Annotated in this window: 13 protein-coding genes; 4 read left to right on the forward strand and 9 right to left on the reverse strand. The window is 62.1% G+C overall.

Translation table 11 applies throughout. The features are described 5' to 3' along the window. On the reverse strand, positions 1-1067 hold a 1067-nt coding region (gene ppx / locus EN925_RS06090; protein ID WP_128336410.1), incomplete at its 3' end, for an exopolyphosphatase. Beyond that, a complete protein-coding gene (locus EN925_RS06095) occupies positions 1067-3268 on the reverse strand; it encodes an RNA degradosome polyphosphate kinase (RefSeq protein WP_013532416.1) in 2202 nt (733 codons plus the stop codon). The genes EN925_RS06095 and ppx, both read right to left, overlap by 1 nt. A gap of 211 nt (positions 3269-3479) precedes the next feature. Here EN925_RS06095 and EN925_RS06100 point away from each other — a divergent pair, with 211 nt between their 5' ends. The 4 genes from EN925_RS06100 to EN925_RS06115 all read left to right on the forward strand — a co-directional run bounded on the left by EN925_RS06100 (position 3480) and on the right by EN925_RS06115 (position 5628). After that, positions 3480-3725 (forward strand): zinc-finger domain-containing protein, encoded by a 246-nt coding sequence (locus EN925_RS06100; RefSeq protein ID WP_013532417.1) that lies wholly within the window; start codon positions 3480-3482, stop codon positions 3723-3725. A gap of 19 nt (positions 3726-3744) precedes the next feature. Beyond that, positions 3745-4965: an FAD-dependent monooxygenase gene (locus EN925_RS06105; protein ID WP_127368337.1), complete on the forward strand. Its 1221-nt coding sequence runs from the start codon at positions 3745-3747 to the stop codon at positions 4963-4965. A gap of 71 nt (positions 4966-5036) precedes the next feature. Further along, on the forward strand, positions 5037-5327 hold the full coding sequence (locus tag EN925_RS06110) for a BrnT family toxin (RefSeq protein WP_127368338.1): 291 nt from the start codon (positions 5037-5039) through the stop codon (positions 5325-5327). Continuing rightward, entirely contained in the window at positions 5305-5628 is a 324-nt protein-coding gene (locus EN925_RS06115; protein WP_027037847.1) for a BrnA antitoxin family protein, read from the forward strand. Before EN925_RS06110 ends, EN925_RS06115 begins: the two co-directional genes overlap by 23 nt. Before the next feature lie 15 nt (positions 5629-5643). Here EN925_RS06115 and EN925_RS06120 read toward each other — a convergent pair whose 3' ends face one another. The 7 genes from EN925_RS06120 to EN925_RS06150 all read right to left on the reverse strand — a co-directional run bounded on the left by EN925_RS06120 (position 5644) and on the right by EN925_RS06150 (position 12724). Beyond that, the gene (locus tag EN925_RS06120; protein WP_127368339.1) at positions 5644-6312 is read right to left on the reverse strand and encodes a TIGR02117 family protein; all 669 of its coding nucleotides are present in this window, start codon (positions 6310-6312) and stop codon (positions 5644-5646) included. A 112-nt stretch (positions 6313-6424) separates the two neighbouring features. After that, positions 6425-7228 (reverse strand): amino acid ABC transporter ATP-binding protein, encoded by an 804-nt coding sequence (locus tag EN925_RS06125; RefSeq protein WP_013532420.1) that lies wholly within the window; start codon positions 7226-7228, stop codon positions 6425-6427. 85 nt (positions 7229-7313) lie between these two features. After that, a complete protein-coding gene (locus EN925_RS06130) occupies positions 7314-8471 on the reverse strand; it encodes an amino acid ABC transporter permease (RefSeq protein ID WP_013532421.1) in 1158 nt (385 codons plus the stop codon). A 9-nt stretch (positions 8472-8480) separates the two neighbouring features. After that, positions 8481-9668: an amino acid ABC transporter permease gene (locus EN925_RS06135; RefSeq protein ID WP_127385403.1), complete on the reverse strand. Its 1188-nt coding sequence runs from the start codon at positions 9666-9668 to the stop codon at positions 8481-8483. A 63-nt stretch (positions 9669-9731) separates the two neighbouring features. Next, positions 9732-10760 (reverse strand): amino acid ABC transporter substrate-binding protein, encoded by a 1029-nt coding sequence (locus EN925_RS06140; protein ID WP_024505009.1) that lies wholly within the window; start codon positions 10758-10760, stop codon positions 9732-9734. Between the two features lie 443 nt (positions 10761-11203). Next, the gene (locus EN925_RS06145) at positions 11204-12079 is read right to left on the reverse strand and encodes a DUF2182 domain-containing protein (protein WP_013532424.1); all 876 of its coding nucleotides are present in this window, start codon (positions 12077-12079) and stop codon (positions 11204-11206) included. 9 nt (positions 12080-12088) lie between these two features. Further along, the gene (locus tag EN925_RS06150) at positions 12089-12724 is read right to left on the reverse strand and encodes a DUF1326 domain-containing protein (RefSeq protein ID WP_013532425.1); all 636 of its coding nucleotides are present in this window, start codon (positions 12722-12724) and stop codon (positions 12089-12091) included. Positions 12725-12928: the final 204 nt, after the last annotated feature.

Consider the following 12928-nt stretch of genomic DNA (forward strand, 5'->3'; position numbering starts at 1 on the left):
GCTTCTTCCTCGGTCTCGTCGATGCCGAAGGCGGCAAAGGTCTTGGCGGTCCAGTCGACAAGTTCGTGCGCATGGGTGACGGAGCGCGAGCGCAGACGGGCGAGTTCCTCCGAGGCCGAAATCAGCGGATCGGCCTTCTGCTCCGCCTCGTCGAGCAGCGAATAGAGAAAGCCTTCGCGCACGCCGAGCGCCGAGACGATGATCTTCGACGGCTGCATCGCCGCCATGATCTCCTGCAGCACGATGGCGCCATAGGGCAGCAGCGAACGGCGGTTCTTCGAAACGCCTTCGATGCCCTTGACCTTCTCGATCTCGGCCTTGGCCACCTGCTTGAGGAAGTTCGCCGCGCTTTCGGCCGATATCTCGTAATGGTGCATGACGCCAAGCGGATAGTTGGTCATTTCCATGTGCAGCCGGGCAAGATTTCGCCAGGTGCCGCCGACGGCGTAGAAGGGCCTGCCCTGCCCGCCTTTCAACAGCTTGGCCTTCGCCAGTTCGTCACGCGCGATCCTGGCCGCCTGGGTCAGCGAGTTCTTCGCCATGTCCTGCAGGCGCAGGCCGCCCAGCGGCAGCGTGATGCCGTCGCCGATCGCCTCGCCGCTGACATCGACCAGTTCGAGGCTGCCGCCGCCCAGATCGCCGGCGATGCCATCGGCCGGATGGAAACCGGAAATGACGCCGAGCGCGGAATAGTACGCTTCCTGACGACCGCTGATCACTCGGATCTCGGTCTTCAGCACATCCTCGGCGCGGTGGATGAAATCGGGGCCGTTGACCGCCTCGCGGGCCGCCGCGGTCGCCAGCACATACATCTGCTCGGCGCCGGCCTGGTCGGAAAGCGCACGAAAGCGGCGGAACTCTTCCATCGAGCGCGTTACCGCCTCGGGGTCGAGCTTGCCGGTCGAAACGATGCCGCGGCCGAGACCGGCCAGCATCTTTTCGTTGAACAGCATGGTCGGCGAGCGCGCCAGCCCCTCATAGACGACGAGACGGATCGAGTTCGATCCGATGTCGATGATGGACAGCGGTCGGCGGTCCTGCAGCCGGCCCTGAGAATCAGACAGCATCAGCCGGACGCTGCGGCGTTCTTCTTGCGGCGCTTGAACTGCGCGATGCGCTTGGGCGCATGCGACTTCAGCGCGTCACCCCGTCCCGACAGGCTCGGATTGGTCATGAAATATTCCTGCGCGTTGAACGGTTCCTCGCCCTCCTCCAGCACGACGCGCCGGGAGGTTCCATCAGCCAATACGTCGAAACTTTGCTGATTGTCCATAATGTTGCCCAGCATGATCTGGCCAAGGATCTGTTCATGCACAGTTGGATTGGTGATCGGCACCATGGTTTCGACGCGGCGGTCGAGATTACGCGGCATCAGGTCGGCCGAGGAGATGTAGACGATCGCCTCGTCCGACGGCAGGCCGAAACCATTGCCGAAACAATAGATGCGGCTGTGCTCGAGAAAACGGCCGACGATCGATTTTACGCGGATGTTTTCCGACAGGCCCGGAACCTGCGGCCGCAGGCAGCAGATGCCGCGCACGACAAGGTCGATCTCGACGCCGGCGCGGCTGGCATCGTAGAGCGCGTCGATGATGATCGGATCGACGAGGGCGTTCATCTTCATCCAGATGCGCGCCGGTTTGCCTTGCACCGCGTAGGCAATCTCGTCGGCAATGTGCTTCAGGATGCGGCTTCTCAGCGTGAACGGCGAGATCGCCAACCGCATTTCGTCCGTCGGCTCGGCATAGCCGGTGATGAAATTGAACAGCTGGGCGACATCGCGGGCAATCGTCGGATCTGTGGTGAAGAAGGACAGGTCGGTGTAGATGCGTGCGGTGACCGGATGGTAGTTGCCGGTGCCGAGGTGCACGTAATTGCGCAGCTTGCCGTCCTCGCGCCGCACCACCAGCGACATTTTCGCATGTGTCTTCAGTTCGAGAAATCCGAACACCACCTGCACGCCGGCCCGCTCCAGGTCGCGCGCCCAGCGGATGTTGGCTTCCTCGTCGAAACGCGCCTTGAGCTCGACCAGCGCGGTGACCGACTTGCCGGCCTCGGCCGCGTCGACCAGCGCGCGCACGATCGGGCTGTCGTTGGAGGTGCGGTAAAGCGTCTGCTTGATCGCCACCACCTCCGGATCGGCCATTGCCTGGCGCAGGAACTGCACCACCACATCGAAGGATTCGTAAGGGTGATGGACGACGATGTCCTTCTCGCGGATGGCGGCGAAACAATCGCCGCCATGCTCGCGGATGCGCTCGGGAAAACGCGGATTGTAGGGCGTGAATTTCAGGTCGTCGCGGGGAACGGCGACGATCTCGGAAATCTGGCTGAGCGCCAATGGACCGGTCAAGACGCTGATGCGGCTGGACGACACGCCAAGCTCGCCGGCGACGAAATCGCGCAATTCGCCAGGCATCAGCCTGTCGAATTCGATGCGGATCACCGATCCGCGCCGACGCCGCTTCAGCGCCGTTTCGAACAGGCGCACGAGGTCCTCGGACTCCTCCTCGACCTCGATATCGCTGTCACGGATGATGCGGAACGTGCCGGAGCCCTTGACCTCGTAGCCGGGGAAGAGCTTGCCGATATAGAGGCCGACAGCCTCTTCCAGCGGGATGAAGCGGACATGATGCTTGCGGTCCGGCAGACGGATGAAGCGCTTCAGCGCCACCGGCAGGCGCAGCAGCGCGCTCATCTCCTCGCCGTTCTTGCGATGGCGCAATTGCAGCGCCATCGAGAAGCCGAGATTGGGGATGAACGGGAACGGATGCGCCGGGTCGATCGACAGCGGGGTCAGCACCGGGAAAACCTGTTCCTGGAAATGGTCTTCCAGCCAGATTTTCTCGTCCTTGGTCAGCGCATCGCGGGTGATGCTCTCGATGCCTTCCTTGTTGAGCAGCACGGTGAGCGCCGAAAGGCTCTTCTGCTGGTCTTCCTGCAGCCGCTCGACCTCACGCAGCAGCTGTTCGAGCTGCTGTTCGGGGGTGCGGCCGTCGGGGCTCTTCAGCGTGATGCCCTCGCGCACCTGGCCGGCAAGACCGGCGACTCGGACCATGAAGAACTCGTCGAGATTGGCGGCCGAGATCGACAGGAAGCGGACGCGCTCCAGCAGCGGATGATTGAGGTTCAGCGACTCCTCGAGAACGCGCCGGTTGAACTGCAGCCAGGAAAACTCGCGGTTGACAAACCGGTCCGGGTTGCCGCCTTCCGGGCGAGCCACCTCGACATCCACGAATTCGTTCTGCACCGGCTTCAGTTCGTTCATGATTCCCGCTCTTCCACACCCGCTCAAGCCGGCTAGCCAGTCACTCTAGCGACCCATGGTCCCTCCCGGAAACCGAAATCGGTTTTCGGGCCATGGGTTAACCGGCTTAACTTATCCTCTGACAGGCTTTTGCGACAGTTTGATTTCATCGAACTTGCAAAGAGGCCTGATATGATCCAGATGCAGACGAGACTGCGTTAAGGAGACGACGATGGCAGGCGGTTCCATTCCCCATTTTCAGAACGATGCGGGCTATCCGGCAATCGACATCGGCGTGAAGGAATTCATGTGCACGGGCGCCAATCCGCCTTTCGACCACCCGCATGTGTTTCTGGACATGGGCGACGACAATGAAAAAGTCTGTCCCTATTGCTCGACGCTCTACCGCTATTCGCCGAAGCTGAAGGCGACGGAAACGCTGCCGGCCGGATGCATCTACATCGAACAGGCCGCCTGAGACTTTCGCGACCAGCCCGATGAACGACACGCGTTCCCGGCAAATTGTCGTCGCCGGGGCCGGTGTCGCCGGATTGACCGCAGCCCTTGCATTCGCCTCGCGCGGCTACGCGGTTCGGGTGTTCGAACAGGCGCAGCGCCTGGAAGCTGCCGGCGCCGGCATCCAGCTCTCTCCAAACGCGACGCGCATCCTTCGCCAGCTTGGCGTGCTCGACCGGCTGCTGCCGGCAGCGGTGCGGCCGCAAGCCGTGGTGTTGAAGAAGGCCGCGACCTTGCGCGAACTGGCGCGCGTGCCGCTGGGGCAAGCCGCCGAAACCCGCTGGCAAGCACCCTATCTCGTCGCGCACAGGGCCGATCTGCAGAGCGCATTGACCGCGCGCGTTGCCGAGGTGCCGGATATCCATCTCACCACCGGCGCGCGCATCGGCGACGTTGCCTCCGGCCCGCATGGCATCACGGCGACGGCCGAGATCGACGGCAAGACCATCGAGGCGGAGGGCTTCCTGCTGGTCGGGGCCGATGGCGTCTGGTCATCGGTGCGCGCACTTGTCGATTCGGCCAAGGGCTCGCCAAGAAACCATTTCTCCGGCGAACTGGCCTGGCGCGCCACGGTCGCGGCCGGCAGCGCCGCCGGTCGGAGCTTTGCCGCCATCGGCGCCAGGGACTGCGTCACCACCTTCCTGCATCCTGGCTTCCATATGGTGGCCTATCCCGTCAGCAAGGGTGCGGCCTTCAATCTCGCGGCCTTCACCAGGGGCGACCGCATTGCCGAGGGCTGGTCCGGCAACGCCGACGCCGGGATCCTGACCCGAGCCCTGCGCGGCACCGCGACAGAACTTGCCCGTCTGGTCGAGCAGGCCGGCCCGTGGACCGCATGGCCGATCCACACTGTTGACCCGCAACAGCCCTGGACAACACCGAACGGCATCGCGCTGATCGGCGACGCCGCGCATGCGATGACCCCATTCGCAGCGCAAGGTGCGGCCATGGCGATCGAGGATGCGGCGACGCTTGCCGACATCATCGCCGACTTCCCTGCCGACCCCCTGGCCGCACTTGCCGTCTGGGAACAGTCACGGCGGCCGCGTGTCGCGCAGGTCACCCGACGCGGCGCTGTCAACCGGCTGGCCTGGCATGCCTCGGGTCCAGTGGCGATTGCGCGCAATGTGTTCCTGAAGGCGCGCTCGTCGGAAAAACTCGCGGCGGATCTGGACTGGCTTTATGGGTGGCGGGCTCCTTAGAATGCTTACATCGGTCGACCTTGACGTAATGGCAATTTGTAGTTACACTTTTGTAGTCAACGAGGCGCAAATTGCGATTTGAATGGGACGCCGAAAAGGCGAAATCCAATTTCCGTAAGCATGGCGTAAGCTTCGACACCGCCGTTCGCGTTTTCGCCGATCCTTTCGCGCTATTGGAGCATGATCGAATTGAAGGGGGCGAATATCGTTGGCAGACAACCGGCTTGGTTGAGACCGCATTGGTATTGCTGGTTGCACACGCAGATCGAGAGGAAGACGGGATCGAGGTGATCCGCATCATTTCAGCGCGGCGAGCTACGTCCAAAGAGAAAAGGCATTATGCGCAAAATCGTTCGATATGAATTCGACCCGGCCAATCCGCCTCCTCTGACAGAAGCACAGAAAGCGGAGATCGCGGCTTTGAAAGCGCGACCAGAGGATGATGTCGACACGAGCGATATTCCCGAATTGACCGAGGAATTCTGGCAGAACGCCGTCCGAAATCCTTATTTCAAGCCGGTCAAGCAACAACTGACCCTGCGTCTCGATTCTGACCTCGTCGCCTGGTTCAAAAGGCGCGCACCGGATGGTCGCGGCTACCAGAGTGCAATCAACAGAGCGCTTCGAGAATATGTGTCCAAACAGGATCGCAAGGCCGGCTGATCGCCGGAATGGCCTTCAATTATAAAGCCGCATCGACAGGCCGAGCGATACAGGCAGCGGGTTCCACCAGCCGGTGCGCAAGCCTGCGGTGCGCAAGGCGGCCGCCGTCCAGGTGTTGCAGCCGATCAGTGCGTTGAAATGGCCGTTGGCTTCGTAGAAGCCGTCGAACCTGGAATAGGCCGCGTCCGGAACGAGGATCGGGCCTTCCGGTCCGCGCTGGAAACTCGCATCGATGAAATCGAGCAACGCCGCGAACCGGTCCTCTGTGATGTCGAACCCCGCGATGTCAGGACGCGGTTCGAGGATGTCACCGGCGACATCGACATGCATGACCGACGAGTCGAGGGTCAGTGCCTTCATCACCGGTACCGCCTTCAGCTCGGACCATGTCGGCGTCTCCAGGTAGAAGGCGCGACCGCCCCAGCCGAAGACGATGTAGCGGACCTCCGGCCTGTCGGCCGGTATGCCGGCGTCGACCAGGAAGTGGAAACGCCGGCGCACGGCATCGTCGACCGGGATGGCGATATCGGTGTGGATCGGATTGTTCAGCACCAGGATGTGGCGCGTCGCTGCGGGCATGGCGGCGGCCGCCGGCCACAGCGGCCGCGGCACGAGGGTGCCCGTCGTCACGGCGAGAGCGACGACAATCAACAGAAGGCCTAGAAAACGTCCCAGTCTCTTCATGAAAAGCGGCTCTGCAAAAGCGCTCCAGCGCGACAGGAACGGTCGCCTGTTATCCCATACGCAAAAGAGCCCGGCAGTGTTTCAGCCGGGCTCCTCGCAAACATCGAAAGGCCTAGTGCAGGATCTGCGACAGGAACAGCTTCGTGCGCTCGTGGCGCGGGTGGTCGAAGAACTCGGCCGGCGTGTTCTGCTCGACGATCTGGCCCTGGTCCATGAAGATCACCCGGTTGGCGACCTTGCGGGCAAAACCCATCTCGTGGGTGACGCACAGCATGGTCATGCCTTCTTCGGCAAGGCCAACCATGGTCTCCAGCACTTCCTTGATCATCTCCGGATCGAGCGCCGAGGTCGGCTCGTCGAACAGCATGATGCGCGGGTTCATGCACAGCGAGCGGGCAATCGCCACACGCTGCTGCTGGCCGCCGGAAAGCTGGCCGGGATATTTGTTGGCCTGTTCCGGGATCTTGACGCGCTTGAGGAAATGCATGGCGATTTCCTCGGCCTGCTTCTTCGGCGTCTTGCGCACCCAGATCGGCGCCAGCGTGCAGTTCTCCAGGATGGTCAGATGCGGGAACAGGTTGAAGTGCTGGAACACCATGCCGACCTCGCGGCGCACCTCGTCGATCTTCTTGAGATCGTTGGTCAATTCCTTACCGTCGACGATGATCTTGCCCTTCTGGTGCTCCTCCAGGCGGTTGATGCAGCGGATCATGGTCGATTTGCCGGAGCCGGAGGGGCCGCAGATGACGATGCGCTCGCCGCGCATCACTTTCAGGTTGATGTCCTTCAGCACATGGAACTCGCCATACCATTTGTGCATGGCGATGATGTCGATGGCGACATCGGTCGTCGAAATCTGCATCTTGGCGGCGTTGACCTTGATCTCTTCTGCGCTGACGGCATTTTCGGTGGCCATGAGAGGGATCCCCTTGTTCTTTTGTTGTTGGTAATGATGCCTGTCGTTACCCCAAAACCGCTATACACTTTTGGGCGACATGCATTCAGCGTTTGTGGCCGGTGTCGAGCCGGCGTTCGGTGTACATTGAATAGCGCGACATGCCGAAGCAGAACAGCCAGAAGACGAAGGCCGCGAAGATCAGGCCAGACCTCGCCGTCTGCGCGGTTGCCCAGTTTGCATCGGAAAAATTCTGTTTGACGATGCCGAGCAGGTCGAACATCGAGATGATGATGACCAGGCTGGTATCCTTGAACATGCCGATGAAGGTGTTGACGATGCCCGGGATGACCAATTTGAGCGCCTGCGGCATGACGATGAAATACATCTTCTGCCAATAGCCGAGACCGAGCGAATCGGCACCTTCATACTGGCCCTTGGGGATCGCCTGCAGGCCGCCGCGCACCACTTCGGCCATATAGGCGGCGGCAAACAGCGACACGCCGATCAAAGCGCGCAGGAACTTGTCGAACGAAACGCCCTCCGGCAGGAACAGCGGCAGCATGACGCTGGCGAAGAACAGCACGGTGATCAGCGGGATGCCGCGCACCGTCTCGATGAAGACGACGCACAGCGTCTTGATGATCGGCATCTTGGAACGGCGGCCGAGCGCCAGCACGATGCCGAGCGGCAGCGACACGGCAATGCCGACGAAGGACAGGCTGAGCGTTACCAAGAGCCCGCCCCAAAGCGAGGTCTCGACATGCGGCAGGCCGAACATGCCGCCGACCAGCAGGACGAAGGCGACGATCGGCAGCACGAAGAACAGCAGAACCGCATTCAGCCCTTTGCGTGGCACCTTCGGCATCAGCATCGGCACCAGCAGCGCCACGAACAGGATGGCGACCAGGATCGGCCGCCAGCGCTCCTCGATGGGATAGCGGCCGAGCATGAACTGGCCAAACTTGGCATTGACGAAAGCCCAGCAGGCGCCGGTCCAGCCATCCGGCTGGATGCCGCCTTGCGCCACCGTGGCGCATACGGTCCGGTCCGGCCCCGTCCACACGGCGTTGATGAACGCCCAATTGATGATTTGCGGCAGGATCATCGCCACCAGGGCGATGCCGACGATTGTCAAAATGGTGTCGCCGGTAGACGCGATCAGGTTCTTGCGCACCCATGCGCCGAGGCCGGTGACGCTGGCGGGCGCCGGCTGCGCCAGCACCATTTCGGTGCGCACCCAGGACATATCATGTTCTTGCATGTCCTTACCTCACCTCTCCACCAGCGCCATCTTGGCGTTGAACCAGTTCATCACAAGCGAGGTCAGAAGGCTGATGGCGAGATAGATCACCATCATGATCACCACGCCTTCGACGGCCTGGCCGGTCTGGTTCAGCACTGTCCCGGCGGTCGCCGTCAGGTCCGGATAGCCGATGGCGATGGCCAGCGACGAGTTCTTGGTCAGGTTGAGATACTGGCTGGTCAGCGGCGGAATGACGATGCGCATGGCCTGCGGCACGACGACCAGCCGCAGGATCGATCCGGACCGCAATCCCAACGCACCGGCGGCTTCCGTCTGGCCCGCGCTGACACCCCTGATGCCGGCACGCACGATCTCGGCGATGAAGGCGGCGGTATAGCAGGACAGCGCCAGATAAAGCGACAGGAACTCCGGCCGGACCTGAAAGCCGCCGGTCAGGTTGAAAGTCGACTGCTTGGGGTAGTCGAAGCTCAGGGGAAAGCCGCTCAGCGCATAGGCGAGCAGCGGCAGCCCGACGATCAGCGCCGCGGATGTCCAAAACACCGGAAATTGCTGGCCGGTCGCAATCTGCCGTTGCCGCGCCTTGCGCGCGACGAACCACGCCATGGCGATGCCGACGAGCAGGGCGACGAAGATCAGCCATGAACCGTCGCCCCATACGGCGCGTGGAAAATAGAAACCGCGCTGGTTGAGAAAGGAGCCGAACGGCAAATTGATGCTGTCGCGTGGCGCCGGCAGTACGGCCAGCACGCCGGAATACCAGAAGAAGATGACCAGCAGCGGCGGGATGTTGCGGAAGACCTCGACATAGACGGTGCAGATCTTCCTGATCAGCCAGTTCTTCGAGAGCCGGCCGATGCCGATGACGAAGCCGATGATTGTCGCGGTGATGATGCCGACGATAGCGACGATGACCGTGTTGAGGAGGCCGACCAGAATGGCGCGGCCATAGGTCGAATCCGACGAATAGGCGATCGCGCTCTCGCTGATATCGAAGCCGGCGCGGCCCTTGAGGAAGCCGAAGCCTGAAGCGATGCGCAACCGCGTCAGGTTGTCGATAACGTTGTGGGCAATCCACCAGACGCCCGCCACCAGCAGCACGACGACCAGCAGCTGGAAGAATATGCCCCGGATTTTCGGATCGTTGATGAAGGAACCGCGGCTGGGCTCCTCGCGAAGTACGTCCTGCGATGCCATTCGACCGTCCCCTGGAAAGAGAAACCGGGAGGCAGATGATCTGCCTCCCGGATCACATTTCGATCAGCGGATCGGCGGCGCGTATTGCAGGCCGCCCTTGGTCCACAGCGCGTTGATGCCGCGCGCGATCTTCAGCGGGCTGCCCGAGCCGACATTGCGCTCGAACATTTCGCCATAATTGCCGACGGCCTTGACGATGTTGACCACCCAGTCATTGGAGACGCCGAGATCGGTACCGATCTTGGTGTCGGCTTCCTGGCCGAGAACGCGCTTGATCTCGGGGCTGGCCGAGTTCTTCATCTCATCGACATTGGCCTTGGTGATGCCGAGCTCTTCAGCCTGCAGCAGCGCGAAATAGGTCCACTTGACGATGTGGTACCACTGGTCGTCGCCCTGGCGAACGGCCGGTCCGAGCGGCTCCTTGGAGATGATCTCGGGCAGCACGACATGGTCGGCCGGCGATCCCAGCGTCAGGCGGATGCCATAGAGGCCCGACTGATCGGTGGTGTAGACGTCGCAGCGGCCGGCATCATAGGCGGCGTTGACCTCTTCCAGCTTTTCGAAGACGACGGGATTGTACTCCATCTTGTTGGCCTTGAAATAGTCGGCGAGGTTCAGCTCGGTGGTGGTGCCGCTCTGCACGCAGACGGCTGCGCCCGAGAGCTGCAATGCCGAATTGACGCCCGGCAGCTTCTTGGCGTTGATCATGAAACCCTGGCCGTCATAATAGGTGACGCCGATGAAATTCAGGCCGAGTGCCGTATCGCGGTTGATGGTCCAGGTGGTGTTGCGCGACAGGATGTCGATCTCGCCCGACTGCAGCGCGGTAAACCGCTCCTTGGCGCTGAGCGGCGTGAACTTGACCTTGGAGCCGTCACCGAAGACGGCGGCCGCGACAGCGCGGCAGAAATCCGCATCGATGCCTTGCCAGTCACCCTTGTCGTCCGGCGCCGAAAAGCCGGCCAGGCCGGTGGAGACGCCGCACTGGATGAAGCCCTTCGCCTTGACGGTGTCGAGCGTGGCCGCCGACGCGGCGGACGCCATCAATCCAAGCGTGGCGGCGCCTAGAATGCCGATAGCAATGTGTTTCATGACCCACAGACCCTTTTCTCTGTTTTTCAGGAGTAAATCCTGATTTTTTTCTCCCGTGTGAACGCGGCTTCATCCCGGCCCATCCCGAAACCCCGCATCGTAACCGACGCGCCGCCTCCCATTCACAAATGTCATCGAAGGCGATAATTCCTGTGAGGTCAAGGGAAATGACCCAAACCCGAAGAGTTTGAAAACCGATTGCCGTAAATGCCTGATTTACAGACAAACACGCCCGCGAATTAGTCAGCAGGGGCCAATAAAGGCGGCAAAGCTGATGCAACGCCAACGCGGGGCCGATACCGGCCGCGGCAGCGAAATCCATCCAGGGCAAATACCTCGTGGTTGTTGACCTCCGCGTGGGGCGAACTACCATGTCCCAAGATTGTCTTCTGACGATTTACTGGCGGCTGCAGTCCAATACAGGTCGCAGACGAAGACTGTTCTCAAGAGGCTTGAAAGACGATCCAGGTCCCGATGCCAGCCATCAACGCGCCTGAAACGCGCGGAATCAGCTGCCCGGTCGGCACCGTCTTCTCCAGCAGGACCAGGATGGCGATGCCGGCGATCCACAGCACGTTCATGACGCCACCGACGAACAGCAGGGCCATCAGCGCCCAGCAGCACCCCAGACAGTAGGCGCCGTGATCGATGCCCAGCCGAAGCGCGCCGAGCGGAGCGGAGCGGAATCCGCCATGGCCGGCCAGGAACGCGATCGGGGCCTGACATTGGCGCAGGCAGACGCCCTTCATCGGCGTCCATTGATAGAGACCGGCGGCGATCAGGACGAGGCCGCCGAGGACCGCGCTGCCGGTCGCCATCGAGGGGTCGAGCAAGGCAAGACGGGCGAGCAGCCATTGCGCACCGGTCGCCACGAGGCTGAAGACGGCCCAGACGGCGAGGTAGCCGGCAAAAAACCATCCCGTCGAAGCGATGGGCCTGCCATCCGCCCGCGCCTTGCGGCCGACACCGGCATAGAGCAGCAACATCGGTGCGACCGAAGGCGTCATCATGCCGACCATCATCACCGCCCACATCGTGAAGGTGAAAGCGAAATCGGCCAATGCCCAGGCCCGGATGCCTGGCGCCACGGCGGCGCCCATATCCATGCCGCCCATACCCATGTTCGACCCGTCCATATTCGACATGTCCATTCCGGCCATGTCACCGCCTCCGCTGTCCGGCAAGGCGGAGCCGGGCATGACCATGTCGGTGGCGAGCCACAGCACATAGGCCCAGGCGAGCACGGCAATCACCACGAGCGCGGCCATCACGACCGCGCGATCGCGCCGCAGCACCGCCTCGAGGGCCGTGTCGCCCATTGGATCAGGTCAATGCACGATGCCGCTCTGCGTGAGATGCAGATTGGCGAAATGGCTGTGCGTATCGGCCAGCTCGAACTTGATCGGGCCCGTCGCCTTTGTCCAGCCGCGCCCGACCTCGGCGATCGCGTATTCGAAGCCGTGCGGCAGGTCGATGCGCGCCTGGTGGGCAGCGCCGGTGACCGGATTCCGGATCGGCTCGCCACGACCGTCGGTTATACCCTCGACATGCAGCTGACTGGTTCGCGCGTCGACGTCGATGTTGAATTCGATCGGCGCAAAGATCGGGTCGTGGAACTTCTCCAGCGTGGTCGAAAAGACCTGGAATATCGTTGCACCCGGTTCGGTGTCCAGACCGCCCAATATGCGAAGCAGCGCGCCACGTTGGGCTTCCGTCGCCCTCTCGTCGATGATCACCGCGGCTTCGCCCCCGCCCTGGTGTATGGCGCCGGGCCAGCTGAAAATCCCGACGAACCGCAATCCGTCGAGCTTGGTGTCGCCGTGATGGCCGCTTTCGATTTCCATGCCGGCGACCGCCTGGCAGAACCCGTATGTCGGCATGGCGTTGAACTGGCACGGGCAGCCATAGGCGCAGTTGCAGTTGATGAATTCGCGCGCCTTCATGGCCCATTTGACGTCCGGCATGGCATTCCTCCCTTGCCGCGCTCACGCTTGGTGAGCGCGATCCGGATCGTGGAGGACCAGAGGTCAACCGGCAGCAACCATCCGGCAGCATCTGATCGAAGCAATCCGGCGATTAATATTAGCCGACAATCATATACTTTCCGCAGCCGCCCACAATAGCCGATCGGCGGAGATGAGGGCTCCGAACGCAGGTCAATCAAGGAC

It is taken from the genome of Mesorhizobium sp. M7A.F.Ca.US.006.04.2.1 (genome assembly GCF_004022915.1).
Lineage (GTDB): Bacteria > Pseudomonadota > Alphaproteobacteria > Rhizobiales > Rhizobiaceae > Mesorhizobium > Mesorhizobium ciceri.